Raw genomic sequence first — 22,809 nt, 5'->3', positions numbered from 1 at the left:
GTGTGGAAGAGCGAGCTGAACCACTGGAAGGAGAAGGCCAACCGGGATGCGCTGACCGGCCTTTACAACCGGGAATACTTCGAGCATTACATGAAGATGCAGCTGGAGAGCGGGGCGCTGACCTCTGCCGCCATTGTGTTCATCGACATCGACGACTTCAAGCAGGCCAACGACACCCTGGGCCACAGCTTTGGCGACGATATTCTGTGCTGTATGGCCAAGCGGATCCTGGGTGTGTTCCGGCATACCGACATTGCCGCCCGGTATGGCGGCGACGAATTTGTGGCCTTTGTGCCCGAGGTGAGCCGAGAGGTCCTGCTGGCCCGGCTCAACCAGCTGTGCGGCGTGTTCCGCTATCCCTACCGCAACGGGAAAGTGCAGTATAAGATCTCGGGCAGCATCGGAGCGGCCATGTACCCTGACCACGGTCAGGACTACGAGACTCTGCTGGATCACGCGGACTTTGCCCTTTATCAGGCCAAAAAACGGGGGAAGGACCAGTGGGCCATCTTCCACCCGGAGGACGGGCAGGGAGAGGCCCAAGGCACCGCTATACCGGAAGGAGATTGAACATGGGTCCCGTCTGTCTGGGTGGAGCGGGTTTTCTGCTGTTCCTGCTCTATGATATCAACAGCTTTACCCTGCGTTCCCGGCTGCTCCACTGCGCCTTTGGCGCGGGGGTGGCGGCGGTGACACTGGCCACGGCGTGGGACCTGTGGGCGGCGTGGGAACAGGGCGCCATAGGGGGCGCCGGGGACTGGGCCCTCATTGCCGGCGGTGCGGCGTGCCTCTGGGCGCTGGTATACTGCCTGTTTTTCGCCCTCCCCTTCCATGATACCTACCAGGCGCAGGATGGGGTCTCCCCCGTGCAGGACGCCGGGGTATACGCCCTGTGCCGGCATCCGGGTGTGTGGTGCTTTCTGGGCGTGTATCTGTGCCTGGGAGCGGCGGCGCTGCCCGGCAGGCTGCTGCTGCATGGACTGCTGCTTTCGCTCTGGAACGTGATTTATGTGGTTTTTCAGGACCTGGTGACCTTTCCCAGGACCATTGACGGTTATGAAGCGTACAAAAAACGCGCGCCTTTTCTGCTGCCCAACGGGGGGAGCATCCGGCGGGCATGGCGGACCTGGGGACGGCCCGGAAAAAAGGAGGACCACGCTTGAGATTTCAGGAAAAACTTCGGGAATATACCCAGCAGGAGCTGTGGGATGAATATTGCGGATTCCTCACCCTGAGTTCCGAGGAGTTCATGGGCATCCAGAAACGGCTGCTGCTGGAGCAGATCGAACTGTGGTCCGCCAGCGAGTTGGGGCAGAGCATTTTGAAGGGCAAGCGGCCCCGTACCATTGAGGAATTTCGGCAGATGGTGCCCCTGACCACCTATGAGGATTACGCCCCCATCCTGCTGGCCCGGCAGACCAAGGCCCTGCCGGCGGAGCCGGTGCTGTGGATCCAGACCACCTGGGAGGGGGGCGTCCATCCCATCAAAGTAGCGCCCTATACCAGAGGGATGCTGGATACCTTCAAGCGCAACGTGATCACCTGCCTGATGCTGGCCACCAGCCGGGGCAAGGGCAGCTTCGACATCAGCGTGACCGACCATATGCTGTACGCCCTGGCCCCCCTGCCCTACGCCACCGGCCTGCTGCCCCTGCTGCTCCAGGACGAGATCGACATTGAGTTCCTGCCTCCGGTGAAGGAGGCGGTGGATATGTCCTTCAAGGAGCGCAACGCCGAGGGATTCCGCCTGGGCATGAAAAAGGGCATCGAATACTTTTTCGGCCTGGGCAGCGTGCTGTATTATGTGAGCCAGGAACTGACCAACATGCAGTCCGGCGGGAAGAAAGGCGGGGGCAAAAAGCACACCAGTCTGTCTCCCGCAATGGTGGCCCGCTATCTGCTGGCCAAACGGCGGTGCAAGCGGGAAAACCGGCCGCTGCTGCCCAAGGACCTGTTCCGGTTGAAGTGTTTTATGTGCGCCGGTACCGACAACCGCTGCTACAAGGCCGACCTGGAGCGGATGTGGGGGGTGCCGCCCATGGAGATCTTTGCGGGCACCGAGCCTACTTGCATCGGATGCGAGACCTGGAGCAGAGAGGGAGTCTATTTCTTCCCCGACGCCTGCTTCTACGAATTTATCCCGCAAAAGGAACTGGACAAGAGCCTGGCCGACCCCGGTTACCAGCCCAGCACCGTCCTGTGGGATCAGGTGACCGCCGGTGAGATCTATGAGATCGTGCTTACCGTGCTGAAGGGGGGCGCCTTTGCCCGTTACCGGGTGGGCGACATGTTCCGCTGCACCGGCGTGGGCAGCCAGATGGAGGGCAACAGCATCCCCCGCTTCCAGTATGTGGACCGGGTGCCCCAGATCATTGATATTGCCGGGTTTACCCGCATCACCGAAAAGTCCATTCAGCAGGCTATTGACCTCTCCCGCCTCCCCATCGAGAGCTGGACGGCGAAAAAGGAATTCAACGAGCAGAATCGACCCTACCTTCACCTCTATGTGGAACTCAAACGCAGCACCCTGACCACCAGCGCCGTAAGCGAGCGGATTCTGCAGGAGCAGATGGGTGTGTACTTTAAGTACCTGGATCAGGACTATGAGGATCTGAAGAAGATCCTGGGCCTGGACCCCTTGAAAATTACCATGCTCAAATGCGGCACCTTTGCTGCCTACCGGCAGAAGTTTGGAGAGAAGATCCGTCATATGAATCCGGAGAGCTGCGAGATCCATGAATTGCTTGCCTGTCACCGGAATCACAGAGCAGAACAGGGGAACACAAACTATGAATGGGTATAGTTGGATCTCTATCATCGCACTGATCGGTTATATTTTCCTGCTAGTCCCCTTTTTGACGGCAAAAAAGGAGACGCGGGTCTATTATTCTTTCATCGCCCTGCTGATCGCCCTGATCCTGTGGAGCAGCGGGTCTGTTGCCATGCGGATGCAGCTGTGGCCTTCGGTCTCTTTCTGGAACTATGTCTCGGTGTTCGGCATTTTGATGCTGCCTGTGATGTATTATCACTTTGTACTGGATTTCCTGGAAGAAAAGCGGAGTTACGGGCGGTACTTCTGGCTGGTGGTCTTTCTGGTCATGGCAGGGGTCAATCAGCTGACCGACTGGCTGATCCCCACGCCGGACGTACGAGTGGTGGACGGCGTGACTCAGTTTGTTTACCGCTACCATTGGCCCATCTACCTGGTTTTTGGGATAGTGGCTCTCTGTCTTGGGCAGCTGGCCCTGATCATTCGCCGCTACTGCAAGAGGAACCGGGCGGCCATGTACCAGCTGATTCCCGTGATCGCAGGTATGGCGGTGCTGTTTGCAGGACATATGGCGGCCACGCTGCCCATTTTCCTGGGCTTTCCGCTGGACATCATTTCAGGCTGTGTGAACGCGGTGCTGCTCATCTACGCGCTTTACCGCAAGCGCCTGTTCCACATGACCATGCTGCTCTCCTCCACCAACCGCTACATCCTGGCGCTGGTGCTGGGAGTGGCCGCCTCGGCCAACTTCCTGCTGCCCCTCCAGAACTTCTTTATCGGCACGGTGGAGATGGGTCGGATCCAGTCCACCATTATGGTGGCCATCGCCATGATGCTGACGGTGGGCGTGATCTATGTGATCCTCTCGCTGCTCTTTGACCGGCTCATCGTCCGCCACGACCAGAAACGCAGCCAGGTACTGGCGGACTTCAGCCACAATGTGACCCGGCTGCTGGACGGCAAGGATATTTTGCGGGAACTGAGCGAAGCCATCCAAAGCGCCCTGGAGGTACACCGGATCTTCATGCTGGTGAAGAGCGAGGACGGGGACTATCAGGTGGCCTATACCGCCAGCCCGCTGGAGGAGAAAAACATCTCCCTCTCGGCGGATCATCCCCTGGCGGAGTATTTCAAAGTACATAAGAAGTGCCTGCTCCAGCGGGAGTTTGTGCGTACCACCGCCTACCTGGGCATCTGGGAGCAGGAGAAGCAGGCCTTTGAGCGGCTGGGCATCCAGTGCTACTGCCCCCTCATCAGCGACGAGGAGCTGATCGGCATCGTACTGCTGGCCCAGAAGAAGGGCGACAGCCCCTACACCACCGGCGATATCCAGTTCCTGCAGTCTCTGATGGCGGTATGCGCCGTGACGGTGAAAAATTCCCAGACCTATGAGACCGCCCTCAACGAGGCCCGCCGGGACGAGCTGACCGGCCTGGTGAGCCGCCGGTATTTCTACGAGCTGCTGGATCGGGAATTTGAGCGCAGCAGGGACACCTCTCTGGCCCTGAGCATCCTGAATATCGACGACTTCAAACTCTATAACCAGCTCTACGGCACGGCGGAGGGAGACGACGCCCTGCGCCGGGTGGCGGGCATCCTGACGGCCAGCATCAACGAGAGCAGCCACGCCTGCCGGATCAACGGCAAGGAATTTGCCCTCATTCTGCCGGGCTTTGATATCTATTCGGCCAAGATGCTGACGGAGAGCATTGTGGAGCAGATTGGCAGCATCAACAGCTCCAGCGGTCGGATCTACAGCCGGATCACCGTCAGCGCCGGCATCTGCGCCGCCCCCTATATGGCGGCCACCTCCCGGGAACTGTTGAAAAATGCCGAGGCGGCGGTGTACAGCGTGAAGCGGGCGGGAAAGAACGCGGTGCTGATGTACTCCGACGAGGTGCGGCGGCAGCAGGCCCAGCAGGACAGCCATGTCAGCGGCTACAGTGAACACGCCACCACCATCTACGCCCTGACGGCGGCCATCGACACCAAGGATCACTACACCTTCCGCCACTCCCAGAGCGTCTCCTACTACGCCGGCGAGCTGGCCAAAGCAATGGGCCTGGACCAGCGGCTGGTGGATATCTCCATTGAGGCGGGACTGCTCCACGATATCGGCAAGATCGGCATCCGGGAGGATATCCTGTGCAAGACCGGCCCGCTGACCGACGAGGAGCGGCAGATCATGCGCAGCCATGTGGACAACGCGGTGAATATCATCCGCTATCTGCCCTCCCTGGACTATGTAATTCCGGCAGTGCTGTCCCACCATGAGCGGTACGACGGCACAGGCTATCCCCGTAAGCTGGCGGGAGAGGAGATCCCCATTACCGGGCGCATCCTGTGTATTGCCGACGCCTTTGACGCCATGACTTCCATCCGGGGATACCGGGACCCCTTCACCACCGCCAGAGCCCTGAACGAACTGCAATCGGAGGCGGGCAAGCAGTTTGACCCGGTGATGGTGCCTCTGTTTGTGCAGCTGGTGCGCAGCGGGCGGATCGAGCTGAGGGCTCAGCTGTCGGTGGGCGGCCAGGATATGTCTGGCCTGACCGGCTGAGGCCGGGTGACGCTCCATTCCATAGAAAAAATGTGGCTGCCGGAATTCCGGCAGCCACATTTTATTTGGAACAGGACGATTATTCGGCGGAGATCATATAATAGTAGACGGGCTGTCCGCCGGAGAGCAGGGTGATCTCGGCGTTGGGGCAGCACTCGGTAAAGAGCTTGAGTGCCTTCTGGGCGTCCTTCTCGGATACGTCCTCGCCGTAGAAGATGTTGATAAACTCGGCCCCCTGCTGGGCGTCGGCCTCGGCCAGACGGCGCAGCAGCTTATCCAGCTTCCGGTCGGTGCCGAAGAGCTGATGTTCGGTCAGGGCCAGGTAGTCCCCCCGCTTGATGGCAAAGCCGTCAAAGTCGGAGTCCCGGGCGGCATAGGTGATCTCGGAGGTGGTCACATGGCCGATGGCCTCGGTCATGGCGGCCACGTTGTCCTCCTGGGAGCCCTCCGGGTCCATGACCATCAGGGCGGAGATGCCCTGAGGCACCGACTTGGTGGGCAGCACCACCACCTGCTTGCCCTCCGCCAGGGGGATGCACTGCTCGGCAGCCATGATGATGTTTTTGTTGTTGGGCAGCACAAAGACGATCTCCGCCGGGGTGGCGTCGATCTCCTTCATAATGTCGTCGGTGGAGGGGTTCATGGTCTGACCGCCGCTGATGACGCCGTCGGCCCCCAGATCCTTGAACACGGCGGCCAGACCGTCTCCGGCAGCCACCGCCACCACGCCGTACTTCTTCTCGGGGGCGGCAATTTTCCGGACGGCCTCGTGATGGTCGTCTTCTTCCAAGTCGTCGGTACTCTGGATATGGCGACCGGCGGCCAGATCCTCGGCCTGGGTGCGCATATTCTCGATCTTGGCCAGCTCCAGGGTGCCGTACTTCTGGGCCTCGGTGAGGGCGGCGCCGGGAATGTCGGTATGGACGTGGACCTTGAAGCAGTCGTCGTCCTCGCCGATGACCAGGCTGTCGCCAATGCTGTTCAGGTAGGCCTCAAAGGAGGTCAGTTCCTTGTTGGTGGTCTTGCGTACGATAAATACCGTGTCGAAGGTAAAGGTGATCTCCTCGGCGGCGATGGCGGCGTAGTCGGTCTTGCTCTCGGTCTTGCTCTCCTCGGCCCCCTCGGGCAGGGGCAGGCCCCGCAGGGAGTCCAGCATACCCTGGAGGATGACCAGGAAGCCCTTGCCGCCGGCATCCACCACCCCCGCCTTTTTGAGGACGGGGTTCATCTCGGTGGTATGCTCCAAAGCCACCTGGCCCTCGGCAATGGCGGCCTCCAGCACGGCCTCGGGATCCTCCGGGGTCTTGCGGGCGGCGTCGGCGGCCCGGGCGGCGGCCAGACGGGACACGGTGAGGATGGTACCCTCGGCGGGCTTCATGACGGCCTTATAGGCGGCGGCCACGCCGAAGTCCAGGGCGATGGCCAGATCCCGGCCGTCGATGGTCTCCTTGTCCTTCACGGCCTTGGAGAAGCCCCGGAAGAGCAGGGACAGGATGACGCCCGAGTTGCCCCGGGCGCCCCGCAGCAGGGCGGAGGCGTTGGTAGCGGCGGCCTCCCCCACGGTACGGGGGTGTTTTTTCTTTAGCTCGGCGGCGGCGGTGGAGATGGTCAGACCCATATTGGTACCGGTGTCGCCGTCAGGCACGGGGAATACGTTCAGCTCGTTGATCTGCTGTTTTTGAAGATTGATGGAGGCTGCCGCGTGGATGATAGCCTGGGCAAAGGACGCTCCGTCAATACGCTCTCTCATGTCTGTGTTCCTTCCTTTCAATGGGCGGGACGGCTTCAGCCGATGACCATAGAGTCAACGCACACGTCCACATTGCGCACCTCGGCGCCGGTGGTGCGCTGCACGATATAGCGGACCTCGCTCATGATGGAGCGGCTTACCGCCATCAGGTTCACGCCGTTGTCCACGATGATATGCAGCTCGATGGAGACGGTGGAATCCTCGTTAAAAGTGACCTTGACGCCTTTGCCCATAGACTCCCGGCGCAGCAGGTGGACCAGACCATCGGCCTTGGAGCGCACCGCCATACCCTTCACGCCGTAGCAGTTGGTGGCGGCGGCGCCGGTGATGTTGGTAAACACTTCGCTGCTGATGGTGATCTGGCCCTGTTCGGTTTGCAGCTTCATTGACTGATCCCTTCCTTTCCTGGGGTGTCTGGATGGCATCCCCGTCAAAGCGGGGGAAAAGGTTCCATTGTTTTGTCCTTTTATTGTATTCTATTTCAGCACAAAATACAAGGGAAAAAAGTTTCTGCAAAGTGGGAATGCGCACTTGTAATTTCCAACAAAAACGTGTACACTAGTCCCATCGGTACATTGCGTTCAACACAAAGGAGGCTGTCTGAACTATGAAAAAGTTTTTCTGCGGCATTGTGAAGTTTTTGGCCGTACTGGCCGTGCTGGGTACGGTGATCTACGCCGTTGTGGCTTACTGGGATAAGATCATGGAACTGGTCTGCAAGGTAAAGGGCCTGGTATCCGGCAACAAGGACGACGACATGGAAGACATGGAGTTCGCCGACTGGGAAGAGTAAGCGATGGAAAGCCCGCTGCCGACGGCAGCGGGCTTTTTTATGCGTTTCAGGGCTTTTCTGCCGGACCCAGCCGTCCGAAGTACCAGCCGGTGACGCCGTTTTTCTTCACCAGGGCCCGGTCGGCCAGCCGCCGGACGATGGACAGGGTGTCCCCCGGCTCCACCGCCGGGCGGTAGTCGGTGGATTCCTTGCACAACGTCTCCTCCCCGGAGCGGTAGAGGTAGTCGGTGAGTACGTCCACCTCCCGGCCGCTCTCCAGGTGGCGGCAGCGGCACAGAGCGGCCCCTCTGCGCAGCACCTCCACCTGGCTGTGGCCCCAGCGCACATTCACCGACTGGGGCGTCTCCTCCTGTTTGTCCAGAGCGGTGGCGGTGGGCAGGCCGTCGCAGGCAAACCAGGTGAACCCCTCCCCCGGCTGTTGGGGGAGTACCAGAGCGTTGAGCTGGGCGTCCCGCTGGAGGGCGCAGCCCCCGTCGATGGAGACGATGTGCTGCCCCTCCGATACCAGGGGGTGCGTGGTGGGAATGTGGGGGTGGTACAGCGTCACGGGCGTGTGTCCCACGATGCACCACCGGCGGAAGGTGATGCCCCGGTCCAGGAAGCTGTCGTTTTTCATACAGTCCCAGGCGGTCATGTCCTCCAGCCGGTCCTCGTCCCACACCCCGCCGTGGACAAACAGATAGTCGGAAGTGAGCAGGATCTCAGGCAAGGCCCGCAGGAAGGCCAGCTCCGGGCCAAAGTGGTCCAGGATCACCTGCCGCAGGGCGGGCAGATCGTCGGGAGAGCGGGTCTCAAAGCCCGCCTCCTGGCCCATCTGGAGCAGGATGCACCGGCCCCGCCACACGTTGAGGTAGTGGTGGAAAAACTCCGGCCGCACCTGGGGAGAGTCCACAAATTCCGTCACCAGATCGTCGCAGTTGCCCCGGACGCAGTATACCGTCCGGCGGGTGGACAGGTCCATGACGTAGCGCAGCACCGCCAGGCTGTCCTGGCCCTTTTCCACCAGGTCCCCCAGCAGGATCAAAATATCGTCGGGGCCGTAGCCCGCCTTGTCCAGTAACCCCTGGAACAGGGGCAGGCTGCCGTGGATGTCGCTGACCACCAGCACCCGCCGCCCGGGGGGGAATTCCAGCCGCTGTATCCGTGCTTTGCGCGCCATACCGGCCACCTCGCTTTATACGGAAACTGATTTCTGAGCCTGATACAACCGGGCGTATTCGCCGCCCTTGGCCATCAGCTCCTCGTGGGTGCCCTCCTCGGCGATGCCGCAGCCGTCGATGACCACGATACGGCCGGCGGAGCGGATGGTGGACAGCCGGTGGGCGATGATGAGGGTGGTGCGGCCCTGGGCCAGGGCGTCAAAGGCGGACTGGATGCGGGACTCGGTGACGGTGTCCAGGGCGGAGGTGGCCTCGTCCAGGATGAGGATGGGGGGATTTTTCAGGAAAATGCGGGCGATGGACACCCGCTGCTTCTGGCCGCCGGAGAGCATGACCCCCCGCTCTCCCACCTGGGTCTGGAAGCCGTTGGGCATCTCCAGGATGTCGTCGTAGATCTCGGCCTTCTTGGCGGCCTCAATGACCTCGGCCTCGGTGGCATCGGGCCGGCCGTAGCGGATGTTGTCGTAGATGGTGCCGGCAAAGAGGAACACGTCCTGCTGGACGATGCCGATCTGCTCCCGCAGGTCATGCTGCTTCAGCTCCCGCACGTCCTGGCCGTCGATCAGCACCCGGCCGTCGGTGACGTCGTAGAACCGGGGGATGAGCTGGCACAGGGTGGACTTGCCGCCGCCGGAGGGGCCCACCACCGCCACCGTCTCCCCGGGGCTGACGTGGAGGGTGATATGCTCCAGCACCGGCTCGGGGGAGGACTCGTACCGGAAGGTCACGTCGTCCACCAGGATGTCCCCCTTCACGTCGGTGAGGGTGCGGGCGTCGGGTGCGTCCTGGATGTCGGGCTCCACCCGCATCAGCTCGGTGAACCGCTTGAAGCCGGCCATGCCCTGCATGAACTGCTCCACAAAGGCGGACAGCTTGCGGATGGGGGTGATGAAGGTGGTGACGTACAGGGCAAAGGTGGTGAGATCGATGAAGTCCATTTCCCCCTTCATGATGAGGAAGCCGCCGAAGGCGATGACCAGCACCGACAGGATGCCCATAAAGAACTCCATGCCCGACTGATAGAAGGCCATCGTCCTGTAGTAGCCCCGCTTGGCGCCCCGGAACTGGTCGTTGGCGGCGTTGAACTTGGCGCTCTCGGCGTCCTCGTTGGCAAAGGCCTTGGCGGTGCGCATCCCGGAGATGGAGGACTCCACCTCCCCGTTGATGCCCGCCAGCTTGGCCTTGACCTCGATGGAGGCTTTCATCATCTTTTTCCGGGTGAGGGCGGTAAAGAGGATGAAGATGGGGATGACGGCGAACACCACCAGGGCCAGCTGCCACTGGATGGTGAGCATGATGCAGAAGGCACCCAGAATGGTGACCGAGGAGATGAACAGATCCTCCGGGCCGTGGTGGGCAAGTTCCGTGATCTCAAAGAGGTCGCCGGTGACCCGGCTCATCAGCTGGCCGGTGCGGTTCTTGTCGTAGAAGGAGAAGGACAGATCCTGCATATGGGAGAACAGGTCCCGGCGGATGTCGGCCTCCATCCGCACCCCCAGCAGGTGGCCCCAGTAGGTGACGATGAAGTAGAATACCCCCTTGAGGACGTAGGCCAGAGCCAGGGCGGCCATAACGATGAAGAAGGCGGTAAAGAGCCGGTTGGGCAGCAGATTCTGCATGGCCTCCCTTGACACCATCGGAAAGAGCAGGTCCACGATGCAGATCAGCAGGGCGCACACCATGTCCAGCAGGAACAGCTTCCAGTGGGGTTTATAATAGGAGGCGAATATCCGCAGATAGCCCCGGTTTTTAAAATCTTTTTGGTTGGTCATGACGCTCTCCTCTCAAAAATCCGTTACCTTACAGTATAGCCCGCTGCCGCTGGCTTTGTCAACTGATGGAGGAGGGCGAAACCCGGCCCAGTCGGGCGCTCTACCGCTGTTCGGTTGCCAAAATTCAGAGTCTGCGCTATGCTGGAGAGGCGAGGTGATGGACGTGTACGACATGGACAAGGCGGCCTTCGGGGCCTTTGTGGCCGGGCTGCGGAAGGAGAAGGGATGGACCCAGCGGGAGCTGGCGGAGCAGCTCCACATTACCGACAAGGCGGTGAGCAAGTGGGAGACGGGGGCCAGCATCCCGGACACCGCCCTGCTTATCCCCCTGTCGGAGCTGCTGGGGGTGACGGTGACCGAGCTGCTGCTCTGCAAGCGGCAGGAGCAGCCCATGGAGCCGGAGGCGGTGGAGGACGTGGTGAAAACCGCCATCCGCTGCGCTGGCGGCAGACCCAAGCGGGCCTGGCAGGAGAGGAGCCTGTGGCCCCTGTGGTATATACTCTCCCTGCTGGCGGGAGGCCTGGGCCTGTGGGCCAACTGGGCGTGGACCGGTGTGCCCGAGGCCCTGTGGACCCCGGTGCTGTTGGGGGCCATCTTCGGGGTCTGGTTCTGCTTTTTTACCCGGCTCACTCTGCCGGAGGTCTATGACCGGTACCCTCTGGGCATGGTGCGGGACGGGCCGCTGCGGATGAATGTGCCCGGCCTGAACTTCAATAACCGCAACTGGCCCCACATCGTCACCGTGGGGCGGGTGTGGTCCTGTGCAATTATGGCGGGTATGCCTCTGCTGTCCCTGGCGCTGGGGCTGCTCTGCCCCGCCCTGTGGGAAATGACGCAGATCGGGGTCATCCTGGCCCTCACCCTGGGCGGGCTGTTTCTGCCCATGTATCTGGTGGGCAAAAAGTACGAATAGAGAGGAAAAAGGGGCGCGCTGCTGTTGCAGCGCGCCCCTTTGCTGTGGGACGGAAAACCTTGTTTTTCCGGACTGGACTCAGCCCAGCAGACGGTAGAGGATGACGGCCACTTCCGCACGGGAGGCGGTGCCGGAGGGATCCAGCCGGTTGCCGTCCTTACCGGTGATGAGGCCCTCGCCCACGGCCCAGGACATGGCGTCCCGGGCCCAGTCGGAGACGGTGTCGCCGTCGGCAAAGCTGCTCAGCTCGCCGGTGGCCTTCCCGTCGGAGTAGCGGCACAGGATGGTGGCCAGCTGCTCCCGGGTCACGGTGTCGTCGGGGGCGAAGACGGTGTCACTGTAGCCGGTGACGATACCCTCGGAGGCAGCCCAGCGGACGGCCTCGCTGTACCAGAGACCCTCCTCCACATCATCGAAGTTCATGGCATAGTTGACCACGGGGCTGCCCGCCTGACGCCACAGAATGGTGACGATCATGGCCCGGTTGGTGGTCATCAGGGGGGCGAAGGTGGTGGAAGAGGTGCCGGTCATCAGGCCGGCGGAGGACACATAGGCGATGCCGTCGGCCGCCCAGTGGCTGGAGGGGACGTCGGTGAAGCTGCCCACATAGGCGGAGCGGTTGAGGGCCTCCACGGTCAGGGCCGTGTCAGACAGGCTCTTGGCGTAGATGGCGTTGGTGGCGTACAGATAGTCGTCCTGCTGATGGGACTTGTTGACGATGGAGTTGGCGAGGATGGTCAGATCCAGGCCGCCGCCCTCATAGGAGATGGCCTCCAGCTTGCCGTCCAGCTCCTTGCCGTCCTCGCTGGGGCAGACGCCGGCGATGTGGCTGTCCTTTTCGGTGGCGCGGATCAGCTCCACGGAACCGGCGGGGGCCTGCGTGATGTAGCCGGTCTGATAGCTGTAGGTGATATAGTCCTCATCGGCCGCCTTGCTGGCGGTGATCAGGCTGTCGGCGGTGGGATAGAGTACCGTGTGGAGGGACTCGGTGCCCAGGCCGGAGAAGGCAAACTGGCCGGGGAGCAGCTGGCTGGCGATGTAGTTCAGCGGGGCATAACCGGTGGCGATGTAGGGGGTGCCGGCCTTCACGGCGGCGGCAGCCTGGGCGTTGGAGGCGGCGCCGTTGTCCAGGCCGGAGCTGCCGATGATGACGGTAGCCTTGGCGGGATCGTCCACCAGCTGGAAGCCCAGCTGAGCGCCGTAGGTCTCCAGGTCGAAGGCCATGCCTTCCCAGGTGTAGGTGTTGTCGTACTGGTCATAGCCGTAGCCCTGGGAGAACCACTTGGAGTAGTAGCCCTGGGTGACCTTGCCGTAGTGATAGGGCTCATAGACACCCACCACGAACAGGGAGGGCTGGGAGATGGCGTAGGACTGGGGCAGCTCGGTGACGCCGGTGGCAACCAGCACATAGTCCTTGGAAATGGACTCGTAGTTGGCCGGGCTGACCACGAAGTCGCCGGTGTGATCGCCGGAGGTGATCATACCCACGGTCTTGCCGGCAGCCAGCAGAGCGTTGACGGCCCGGACGGTCTCAGAGCCGTTGTTCTCCAGCACCACGGCCACAGCGCCGTCGGCGCTGGTGATCTGGCTGGCGCCGGCGGGGGCCTCGGTCAGGACCTTGGTGGCGGCGTCCAGCAGGGATTTGGCGTTCTTGGTGGCCACGGCATAGCAGTCAAAGCCCCACATATCGGGGAAGTTGGTGACGGATTCGGAGTACAGCTCCTCAAAGCCGGAGGCGGAGGAGTCCATGCCGGTGTACAGCACGCAGTTGGCGTAGTTGCGCTTGGCCTGGTACATATTGACCGCCAGGGAACCGGCCTTATAGGTGGTGCCGTCCACCGTCACGTCCTTGGTCAGTTCCCGTACCTCCACGCCGTTGCGGATGAGGAATTCCGCCAGGGCGTACACGTCGGCGGGGTCCCGCTGGGAGGCGGCGTCCACGGGCAGCACATAGTACTCGGGGAAGAAGTTATCGGTCTCGTCATAGGGGACACGCCAGGTGTCGGCGTCCAGCTGGTTGTTGTTGATGTCCACATACCACTGGTCCATCTCATCCCGCTCGTCCCGGTTCTCCACACCTCTCTGGAAGAACTCCAGCTGGTTGGTGTAGATGCTTTCCTTGTTGTTCATGGCAAAGTCCAGCAGACCGTACATGCCGCACTCCAGCAGGCGGGTGGAAGCCTCGGTGTTGTCGGGAGTCTCAATGGTGTAGCCCAGGGAGCCGCAGTTGAGCATGGCGTAGCTGGGGCCGTAGTTGGTACACAGGTCGTCCCAGGCGGACCAGGTGGTGGTCTCCGGGTCGTAGTCATCCCGCAGGGGGGTGTAGTAGGAGATGAACTTGGTCTCATAGTCGGTGCCGGACATGGTGCCCAGAGCCGCCTTGCCGAAGGCCTCGGCCCCCAGCAGGAAGTTCTTGACCAGCATATCATACTCCAGGTTGGGCTCGTGAGGCGGGGTGCAGGGCTCCACCAGGAACTCGTCCATAAAGCCGTGGAGTTCGGCGAAGATCACGGGGTTCCACTGGGCGATGAAGGCCATCAGATTCTGGGTCTCGGGCTGGGTCTGATAGGTGCCGTCACGGTTGAGGTCGAAGCTGCTGCCGTTCTGGCGGGTGCCGTAGTCCCGGCCGTCGGGGTTCTCGGTGGGGACGGACAGGATGATCAGGCTGTCCAGCAGTTCGTCCACGTCGATGACGATCTCATCGCTGATGTTGTAGAGGGAGGAGGCGTCCTGATCGCCGGCGGCGTTGTTCTTGCCGCCGTTGAGCTTGGCGGAGCCCAGACCCACCTGATAGTCGGAGCCGTCGGCCTCGGTCAGGCCGTCGGCCAGAGCGGTGACCTTGGGATCCCACAGACCGGCCTCATCCACGGTGCCTTCCTTCAGGCCCACCAGGGTGCGATAGGAGATGGTGTCGGCGGTGGCCAGCTCCCGCAGCAGGTTGAGCTGGGCATCCACGCCAGGGCACTCGTCGGTATGGACGTTGCTGATCATGAAGGGGATGCGGTACTCGGCGCCGTCGGCGGAGATGGCCTTCTTCACGGCGGCGGGATCGGTGATGGCCTGGGCGTTCATGGTCTTATAGTCGGAGACCGAGGAAGCGGAGTCGGAGAGTACCACATACCAGGCGTCCCGTCCGTCGGCGCTCTTGCCCATGGAGCCGATCTCGAAGTACCGGCCCTTGGCCTGGGCCAGCGCCTGGATCTCCTTCAGAGTATTATAAGTATCGTCATAGGTGACATAGCTCTTGTAGGGCGCCACTTCCATGGCGGTGGAGGCCACCACGGTGGAGCCGGTTCGGGCGGACAGGGTATAGTCGCCGATGAAGCTGCCGTAAACATTGCGGTGGCCGGAGGACTCCAGGGCGGAGTTGCCGTCCATATAGCCGCCGTTATTCCAGTCCTCCGCCTTGTTGAAGAAGGGCGTGGAGGAGGTGACGGTGACGGTCACGGTGACGGTGTCGCCGCTGACGGTGGCCACCGGCTTGCCCACGTTGAAGTAGGGAACGCAGCCGGTCATGCCGTCCTCACCCCAGGTCTGCCAGTTTTTCAGGGCGTCGCCGGGATAGAAGTAGGGGAAGGTCTCCGCATCGATGCTTTCGGTGCGGGTAAGGTACCAGTCCAGTCCCTCCGCCCAGGTCTGGGCGTCGCCGCTGACCTGGCTGGCAGGTACGGTGAGGGTGGCGGTGAAGGACTGACTGGAGAGAGAAAGCTCAATACAGTCGTTGTCTACGCTTAACTGGGGAGACTGTGCTGCATGGGAGGGAAGAATCAGCAGGGAAACCAACATTGTCAGAACCAAAAGCAGGGACAGGGAGCGACTGCGGACTGATGGTGCGGAATGGCTTGCCATGTTTTCTACCTCCTTGGCTGTTGTTGACTGAATGGATGGGAACGAACGGAATGAATAGCCTCCTTCCTTTTGCAATGGTGCCATGCACACACTAAAATGGAAAATTGTGTTTCATACACAAAATTCCTTAAGATAATACTACCGTTGTTTGTAACATTCGTCAAGACAAACCGAGCGGGAATCTGTCGCCGGCGGCCGGGAGACGCCTGAACTGCTTGCCTCTACTGCTGTTTAATGGTACAATAAGTTGGATTTTTGTACAGGAACCGAGGGAATGGCGATGACGGACTATTTGCTGATGGTCTCCTCCCAGGTGGGGACCATGTTTTTGATGATGGCGGCAGGCTTTGGCCTGGTAAAAGCGGGGAAGCTGACGCCGGAAGCCGTCCCTCAGATGACCAATCTGCTGCTCACCGTGGCGCTGCCCTGTATGCTGGTGGACTCCCTGCAGATTGAGCGTACCCAGGCCCTGCTGGATGCGATGGGGTACGCCTTCCTGCTGCTGGCGGTGCTGTATGTGCTGTACTGCCTGCTCACCGCCCCGCTGTTCCGGCGGCAGCCTCCAGCCACCGGCAAGGCCCTGCGTTTCGGCGTGCTTTACGGCAACGTGGGCTTTATGGGCCTGCCCCTGATCCAGATGGTGCTGGGGGAACAGGCCATGGTCTACGGCGTCATCAACCTGATTATATTCAACCTGTTCAACTGGAGCCAGGGCGTGGTGCTGATGGGCGGACGGAAGCAGATCTCCCTGAAACAGGCGGTTCTCAACCCCGGTATTCTGGGTATCATTGCGGCGATGCTCCTCTTTTTCTGCGGGATCACCCTGCCCTCCATGGTGGGCAACGCGGTGAATTTCCTGGGCAGCATGAACACCCCGCTGGCCATGGTCATCATCGGGGCCCAGATGGCCCAGGCTGACTGGCAAGCCATCTTCCGCAACCGGTCCATTCTGCTGGCCTGCCTGCTGAAGCTGGTCGCTATGCCTCTGCTGACCGCGCTGGTCCTCTATCCCCTCCACCCGGAGCCCGACCTCTACTGCACCCTGGTGCTGCTGGCCGGAGTACCCACCGCCAGCATTACCGCCATGTTTGCCCAGCGGTACGGCCAGGACGTGGCCACCAGCGCCCAGCTGGTCACCCTCACCACCCTGCTGTCCATCCTCACCCTGCCCTGCTGTGGGGTGCTGGCCGCCCTCCTCAGCGGGGCGGCATAAGGATCAAAATAGTCACAAATGCTTACAAATTGCGTTTTTCCATTTACGGCAGAGGGATGTGGGTGTTAAAATGACAAAACCATCCCCAAGTCCCGGGCGGCTTGCCGCCCCCAGCACGAACTGGAGGTTTCCATGAGAAAACAGACCATTCTGACCGGAGCGGCCGCTCTGGTCCTGGCCCTATGTTTGACCGCCTGCGGCGCTCCGGCGCCGGAGGTCACCCCTTCCCCCACGCCTGTCCCCACGCCGACGGCCACCCCCACCCCCACGCCTACCCCCACCCCGGAACCCACCCCCACGCCGGAGCCGCCCCAGTGGGGGGAGCAGGTCTTTACCCAGACCTACGCCGCCGAGGACGGAACCCAGGTCATGTCGGTGCGTTATACCCTGCCTATGGTGCAGAATGCCGAAGTCTGCCCCGCCGGCGCCGCCATCAACGACTGGTACAAGGCCAAGGGCGCCGAATACCTGGCCAGTGCCGAGGCCAATTATGAGCAGGCGGCGGCCGACTACGACGTGGCCAAGATCTCCGGGTTTCCCTTCTCCCCCATTACCGAGGAGATGAGTTACGAGGTGCTTGTGTCCACCGACCAGGTCATCAGCATCCGCCGCACCTGGTATATCAATACGGGCGGGGCATACCCCACCGTATTCCAGCTGGGGGAGAACTTCGACCCCCAGACCGGCATCAAGCTGACCTTTACCGACTTCTTTACCGATGCTCAGGTGGTGCAGGACCGGGTGGTGAAGGCCCTTCTGGCCAGCCCGGAGATCGCTGCCGGCGACTTTACCCAGGCGGCGGTGGCCGCTGCCTACCAGCCCGAGCAGTTCTGCCTGACTCCCGAGGGCTACGCCTTCTGGATTCAGGGCAATGTCTTAAACGCCATCCACTCCCCGGTGGAAGTGGTCATTCCCTATGACACCCTGAAGGACGTGAGTCTGTATGCAGCCCAGTAGGCCGTTGGAAGGACATACCTATCCCCTGCGCATTGAGGGCTACAGCAGCGACGGCGCCGGCGTGGCCCGGCAGGACGGCATGGTGGTGTTCGTCCAGGGGGGTGTCCGGGGGGAGCTGTGTCAGGTGCGGCTGACCCATGTGGGCCGCTCCGCCCTGTGGGGCGTGGTGCGGGAGGTCACCGAACCCTCTCCCGCTCGGATCACCCCCGACTGTCCCTACTACGACCGCTGCGGCGGCTGCGCCTTCCGGCACATCACCTACGCTGAGGAGCTGGAGGCCAAGCGCACCCGGGTGGAGGACTGCCTCCGCCGTCTGGGAGGCGCGGAGATCCGCGTCACCGAAATTTTGGGTGCCGCCCGGCCTGACCGCTACCGCAACAAGGCACAATTTCCTGTTGCCCCCGGCCCCCGCATCGGTTTCTACCAGGCCCGCACCCACAAGGTGGTGGACGTGGCCGACTGCCTGCTCCAGAGTCAGGCGGCCGCCCGCCTGCGGGGAGCGGTGAAGGACTGGATGATGGAGTACTCCATCCCGGCTTATAACGAGAAGGCCCGCTCGGGGCTGGTGCGCCATGTGTATGTCCGCACCAACCGCCGGGGGGAAAGCCTGTGCTGCCTGCTGGTCAACGGCCTGGGGGTCCCCCGGGAGACCGAGCTGGTACATGCCCTTCGGGCGGCCCAACCGGGCCTGGTGGGCATTGTGCTGGGGGTCAACAAGAGCCACTCCAACGTGATTTTGGGGGAGTCCTACCGCACCCTGTGGGGGCAGGATTTCCTCTCCGATACCCTGTGCGGCGCCGACTTCCGCCTGTCCGTCCCCTCCTTCTATCAGGTCAACCCCGACCAGACCGAGGTACTCTACCGCAAGGCGGTGGAGCTGGCTCAGCTCACCGGCACCGAGACGGTACTGGATCTGTACTGCGGCATCGGCACCATTTCCCTGGTGATGGCCCGGCAGGCCCGTATGGTCTGGGGGGCCGAGGTGGTACCCCAGGCGGTGGACGACGCCATCCAGAACGCCCGCCGCAGCGGCATTGAAAACGCCCGGTTTTTGTGCGCCGACGCCGGCGAGGCCGCCCGACAGCTGGAGCGGGAGGGGGTGCGCCCCGACGTGATCTGCGTGGACCCGCCCCGGAAGGGGCTGGCGGAGGACGTGGTGGCCACCATTGCCCAGATGGCCCCCCAGCGGGTGGTCTATGTGTCCTGCGACCCGGCCACTCTGGGCCGGGATGTGAAGCGGTTTGCCGCCCTGGGCTACCAGTTGGACACCGCCACCGCCGTGGATCTCTTCCCCCGCACGGTGCATGTGGAGACCGCCGCCCGGCTGGTGCGCACCGGGGGCTGAAGCACCTATTTCAAGTAAAAAGAAGGATTGTTATGGAAGAGAAAAGCTGTGTTCGCAGCTGCATCGACTGCGGCTCCGCCGCCTGCAACGATTTGAACCACTCCGATGCCTTTCCCCCCTTCTGCCTGTCCAAAAACCTGGAGCAGAAGGTGCTGGACGAGGCGGTGGCCTGCTATGAGGAGGAGGACAACCACGCCGCCATGGTGGCGGCGGCTGAGGTGGAGTGTCAGCACTACTGCCAGTACACCCGGGTCCAGGAGGTGGTGGAGTTTGCCAAAAAGCTGGGCTTTCACAAGATCGGCATCGCCACCTGCGTGGGCCTGCTCCACGAGTCCCGCATCCTGGCCCGCATTCTTCGCTCCCACGGCTTTGAGGTATTTGGCATAGGGTGCAAGGCGGGCATGGTGAAGAAGGTGGATTTGGGCATCCCCGAGGCCTGCAACGCGGTGGGAACCAATGCCTGCAATCCCATCTTCCAGGCCAAGATGCTCAACGCCGCCGGTACCCAACTCAACATCGTGGTGGGCCTGTGCGTGGGCCATGACAGCCTGTTCTACAAATACTCCGATGCCCTGGTCACCACCCTGGTGGCCAAGGACCGGGTACTGGGCCACAACCCAGTGGCTGCCCTGTACAACGCGGAGAGCTACTACAAGGCCAAGGTATTCGGGCCGGAACAACCATAACCGTAACAGCAAAGGGGGACGGCATTTGCCGTCCCCCTTGCCTTTTGTCAGCAAAGCGTGTACAATCAGTCTTGCGGCCTCCGGCTGCGTCGATTTTGGTTGAATGGAGGAATGTGCCATGCGTCTGGCCCGCCCGGTGGGCGACATTACCCAGGGCGTGATCTGGAAACAACTGTTAACTTTATTCGTGCCCCTGTGGTTTGGTACCTTCTTCCAACAGCTGTACAATACGGTGGACACGGTGGTGGTGGGCCGGTTCGTGGGCAAGGTGGCCCTGGCCGCCGTGGGCTCCACCGGCGTCATCGTCAACCTGACCGTGGGCATTTTTACCGGCCTGGCCGCCGGAGCGGTGGTGGTTATCGCCCAGCGATACGGCGCCCGCCAGGGGGAGGAGGTCCACAGGAGCGTCCACACCGCCATGCTGTTGTCGGTGATCATCGGCGCGGTCTTTATGGTAGTGGGCTTTGTGCTGACCCCCTGGGCCCTCCGGGCCATGGATACCACCGCCGACGCTCTGCCCGGGGCCATCCTCTATCAGAGAGTTTACTTCCTGGGCATGATCCCCAACGTGATCTACAACATGGGCACCGGCGTACTTCGGGCGGTGGGCGACTCCAAACGCCCCCTCTACTTCCTCATCGCCGCCTCATTGTGCAACATCGTGCTGGATCTGCTGCTGGTGGTGGTCATTCCTCTGGGCGTGCTGGGGGTGGCCATTGCCACCGTGGCCTCCCAGGCGCTGTCGGCGGTGCTGGTGGTGGTTTCCCTCATGCGCTCCCAGGGCGCGTCCTTCCAGCTCTTCCCCACCGCCCTCAGGCTCCACCGTCAGCCCATGTCCGCCATTATGAAGGTAGGCGTGCCTACCGCCCTCCAGTCGGTGATGTACTCCGCCTCCAACATCGTCATCCAGTCGGCCATCAACTCCTTTGACACCGACGCGGTGGCCGCCTGGACCGCCTACAACAAGATGGACATCCTGTTCTGGATGACCATCACCGCCTTGTCCCAGGCCCTCACCACCTTTGCCGGGCAAAACTACGGGGCGGGCAAATACGACCGGCTGAAAAAGAGCGTGAAGATCTCGGTGGCCATGAGCGCCGCCATTACCATCGCCATGAGCGCCTTCCTGGTGCTGCTGGCCCGGCCCATCCTGTCCATCTTTACCCCCGACCCCGACGTGCTGGAGATCGGCGTGGAGATGGTGGTCTTCCTGGCCCCCTGCTATGTCACCTATATTCTGGTGGAGCTGCTGCCCGGCGCCATTCGGGGGGCGGGCAAGTCCCTGGTACCCATGCTCATCTCGGTGTTCGGGGTGTGCGGCCTGCGGCTTTTGTGGCTTTTCCTGGTGGTGCCCAACTACCACACCATCGTTATGGTGGAGGCCAGCTACCCCATCACCTGGATCATCACCTCTGTGGCCGTGCTGATCTATTATAAATTCGGCAAGTGGCTGAAGGAACCGGAGGCGGCGTTGCATACCAAAAAAAGCAAAAAAAGACCCAAATTTTCCGAATGAATCCTTTACAATGGGGCCAGACTATGATAGAATACCTAGGTCTGTGAACAAACAGACGGTATTTACCCCGGACTTCGTCTCCCGGCTCACACCGGCCGGTCACGCAGCCCGCGGGCACATTGATTGAAAGGTGGAACCTAACCATGATCCGTAAGGACGAAAAGACTGCTGTTATCGAAGCCAACCGCACCCATCCCACTGACACCGGCTCTCCCGAGGTGCAGATCGCCATTCTGACCGCCCGCATCCAGGAGCTGACCGAGCACCTGAAGATCCACAAGCACGACAACCACAGCCGCCGCGGCCTGCTGAAGATGGTCGGTAAGCGCCGCAAGATGCTGGACTACCTGATGGCCAAGGACATCGAGCGTTACCGTGCCATCATTGCCAAGCTGGGCATCCGTAAGTAATTCTGTATTGAACAGGGGTGGCGCGGACCTCCGTGCCACCCCTTCTTCCCATCCATCAGAGCGTACTTTTAGCAGTTGAATCTGGGCCTGACGGCCTGCGGACCCGGATTCAAGTGCTAAAAGAGCCAGGCTCTGACGGGTGGGGAACATCAAACGAAAAGGAGGCATTTCCCCATGTCAACCGTGATCAAGCACAAGGAATTTAACAACCGCCATGTGTACAAGACTGAGGTGGCGGGCCGTCCCCTGACCATCGACGTGGGCAAGGTGGCCGAGCTGGCTACCGCGTCCGCCATGGTCACCTACGGCGAGACCACCGTGCTGGTGGCTGTCACTGTGTCCCCCCGTCCCCGGGACGGCGTGGACTTCTTCCCCCTGAGCGTGGACTTCGAGGAGAAGCTGTATGCTGTGGGCCGCATCCCCGGCTCCTTCATGCGCCGTGAGGGTCAGCCCTCCCTGCCCGCCGTGCTGGCCAGCCGCGTCATCGACCGGTCCATCCGGCCCCTGTTCCCCTACGACTTCCGCAACGACGTGGTGGTCACCGCCACCGTCATGAGCGTGGACCGGGACTGCTCTCCCGAGGTCACCGCCATGATCGGCGTGTCCGCCTGCCTGGCCTTCTCCCCCATTCCCTGGGCCGGCCCCATCGGCTGCCTGGAGGTGGGCTATGTGGACGGCCAGATCGTCATGAACCCCACCAACGAGCAGAAGCACGCTTCCCAGCTGGACCTCACCGTGGCCGCCACCGACAAGAAGGTCATCATGATCGAGGCCGGCGCCAAGGAGCTGCCCGACGACATCATGTACGAGGCCATTGTGAAGGCCCACGAGGAGATCCGCGCTCAGGTGGCCTTCATCAACCAGATCGTCTCTGAGATCGGCAAGGAGAAGATGACTTACGATCACGCCGACTTCGATCAGGAGCTGTTCGACAAGATCGTGGCCGCCACCATGGACGAGGCCAAAGCCGCCATGGACACCGACGACAAGAACATCCGCGAGGAGCGGTGGAACGCCCTCATCGAACACTGGCATGAACTCTTCCTGGAGGACTATCCCGAGATGGACAAGTACCTGGAGGAGATCACCTACAAGTTCCAGAAGAAGATCGTCAA

At 61.8% G+C, this 22,809-nt stretch carries 17 protein-coding genes and 1 pseudogene; 13 read left to right on the top strand and 5 right to left on the bottom strand.

Going from position 1 to position 22,809, the window contains the following annotated elements:
* From Q0K43_RS04620 to Q0K43_RS04605, 4 genes are all read left to right on the top strand, one after another.
* The coding region (locus tag Q0K43_RS04620) for a GGDEF domain-containing protein (RefSeq protein ID WP_297289393.1) at positions 1-570 on the top strand (570 nt) is incomplete at its 5' end.
* A 2-nt stretch (positions 571-572) separates the two neighbouring features.
* Positions 573-1,163, top strand: a complete 591-nt coding sequence (locus Q0K43_RS04615; protein ID WP_297289392.1) for a hypothetical protein — start codon at positions 573-575, stop codon at positions 1,161-1,163.
* Positions 1,160-2,803: a GH3 family domain-containing protein gene (locus Q0K43_RS04610; protein ID WP_297289391.1), complete on the top strand. Its 1,644-nt coding sequence runs from the start codon at positions 1,160-1,162 to the stop codon at positions 2,801-2,803. The genes Q0K43_RS04615 and Q0K43_RS04610 overlap by 4 nt, the downstream gene beginning before the upstream one ends.
* Complete coding sequence (locus Q0K43_RS04605) at positions 2,790-5,330, top strand: HD domain-containing phosphohydrolase (protein ID WP_297289390.1); 2,541 nt, start codon at positions 2,790-2,792, stop codon at positions 5,328-5,330. The genes Q0K43_RS04610 and Q0K43_RS04605 overlap by 14 nt, the downstream gene beginning before the upstream one ends.
* 79 nt (positions 5,331-5,409) lie before the next feature.
* Here Q0K43_RS04605 and Q0K43_RS04600 read toward each other — a convergent pair whose 3' ends face one another.
* A complete protein-coding gene (locus Q0K43_RS04600) occupies positions 5,410-7,080 on the bottom strand; it encodes a DAK2 domain-containing protein (protein ID WP_297289389.1) in 1,671 nt (556 codons plus the stop codon).
* A gap of 35 nt (positions 7,081-7,115) precedes the next feature.
* Entirely contained in the window at positions 7,116-7,466 is a 351-nt protein-coding gene (locus Q0K43_RS04595; protein ID WP_297289388.1) for an Asp23/Gls24 family envelope stress response protein, read from the bottom strand.
* 221 nt (positions 7,467-7,687) lie between these two features.
* On the opposite strand from Q0K43_RS04595, the gene Q0K43_RS04590 reads away from it, so the two are divergent.
* Positions 7,688-7,873 (top strand): hypothetical protein, encoded by a 186-nt coding sequence (locus Q0K43_RS04590; protein WP_297289387.1) that lies wholly within the window; start codon positions 7,688-7,690, stop codon positions 7,871-7,873.
* 46 nt (positions 7,874-7,919) lie between these two features.
* Here the strand turns inward: Q0K43_RS04590 and Q0K43_RS04585 are convergent, their stop codons facing one another.
* Both Q0K43_RS04585 and Q0K43_RS04580 read right to left on the bottom strand, forming a co-directional pair.
* Complete coding sequence (locus Q0K43_RS04585) at positions 7,920-9,032, bottom strand: metallophosphoesterase (RefSeq protein ID WP_297289386.1); 1,113 nt, start codon at positions 9,030-9,032, stop codon at positions 7,920-7,922.
* A 15-nt stretch (positions 9,033-9,047) separates the two neighbouring features.
* Positions 9,048-10,805: an ABC transporter ATP-binding protein gene (locus Q0K43_RS04580; RefSeq protein WP_297289385.1), complete on the bottom strand. Its 1,758-nt coding sequence runs from the start codon at positions 10,803-10,805 to the stop codon at positions 9,048-9,050.
* 157 nt (positions 10,806-10,962) lie between these two features.
* On the opposite strand from Q0K43_RS04580, the gene Q0K43_RS04575 reads away from it, so the two are divergent.
* Positions 10,963-11,718, top strand: coding sequence for a helix-turn-helix domain-containing protein (locus Q0K43_RS04575; RefSeq protein ID WP_297289384.1), 756 nt, complete (start codon positions 10,963-10,965; stop codon positions 11,716-11,718).
* 78 nt (positions 11,719-11,796) lie between these two features.
* On the opposite strand, the gene Q0K43_RS04570 is transcribed toward Q0K43_RS04575, so the two are convergent.
* The gene (locus tag Q0K43_RS04570; protein WP_297289383.1) at positions 11,797-15,567 is read right to left on the bottom strand and encodes an S-layer homology domain-containing protein; all 3,771 of its coding nucleotides are present in this window, start codon (positions 15,565-15,567) and stop codon (positions 11,797-11,799) included.
* Between the two features lie 280 nt (positions 15,568-15,847).
* Here Q0K43_RS04570 and Q0K43_RS04565 point away from each other — a divergent pair, with 280 nt between their 5' ends.
* The 7 genes and pseudogenes from Q0K43_RS04565 to Q0K43_RS04535 form a co-directional block, all read left to right on the top strand.
* Positions 15,848-16,780, top strand: coding sequence for an AEC family transporter (locus tag Q0K43_RS04565; RefSeq protein WP_297289382.1), 933 nt, complete (start codon positions 15,848-15,850; stop codon positions 16,778-16,780).
* A gap of 132 nt (positions 16,781-16,912) precedes the next feature.
* On the top strand, positions 16,913-17,737 hold the full coding sequence (locus Q0K43_RS04560; protein WP_297289381.1) for a DUF4163 domain-containing protein: 825 nt from the start codon (positions 16,913-16,915) through the stop codon (positions 17,735-17,737).
* Entirely contained in the window at positions 17,724-19,082 is a 1,359-nt protein-coding gene (gene rlmD / locus Q0K43_RS04555; RefSeq protein ID WP_297289380.1) for a 23S rRNA (uracil(1939)-C(5))-methyltransferase RlmD, read from the top strand. The genes Q0K43_RS04560 and rlmD overlap by 14 nt, the downstream gene beginning before the upstream one ends.
* Positions 19,083-19,114: 32 nt before the next feature.
* Positions 19,115-19,768, top strand: a complete 654-nt coding sequence (locus Q0K43_RS04550) for a DUF1847 domain-containing protein (protein ID WP_297289379.1) — start codon at positions 19,115-19,117, stop codon at positions 19,766-19,768.
* Between the two features lie 118 nt (positions 19,769-19,886).
* On the top strand, positions 19,887-21,284 hold the full coding sequence (locus Q0K43_RS04545; RefSeq protein ID WP_297289378.1) for an MATE family efflux transporter: 1,398 nt from the start codon (positions 19,887-19,889) through the stop codon (positions 21,282-21,284).
* 143 nt (positions 21,285-21,427) lie between these two features.
* Positions 21,428-21,694: a 30S ribosomal protein S15 gene (rpsO, locus tag Q0K43_RS04540; protein WP_087188508.1), complete on the top strand. Its 267-nt coding sequence runs from the start codon at positions 21,428-21,430 to the stop codon at positions 21,692-21,694.
* Positions 21,695-21,868: 174 nt separating this feature from the next.
* Positions 21,869-22,809, top strand: a pseudogene (locus Q0K43_RS04535) (polyribonucleotide nucleotidyltransferase); the annotation flags it as partial.

Origin of the sequence: uncultured Flavonifractor sp., assembly GCF_944383115.1 — a bacterium.
GTDB lineage: Bacteria > Bacillota > Clostridia > Oscillospirales > Oscillospiraceae > Flavonifractor.
This window is presented reverse-complemented; position numbering and strand designations above follow the sequence as displayed.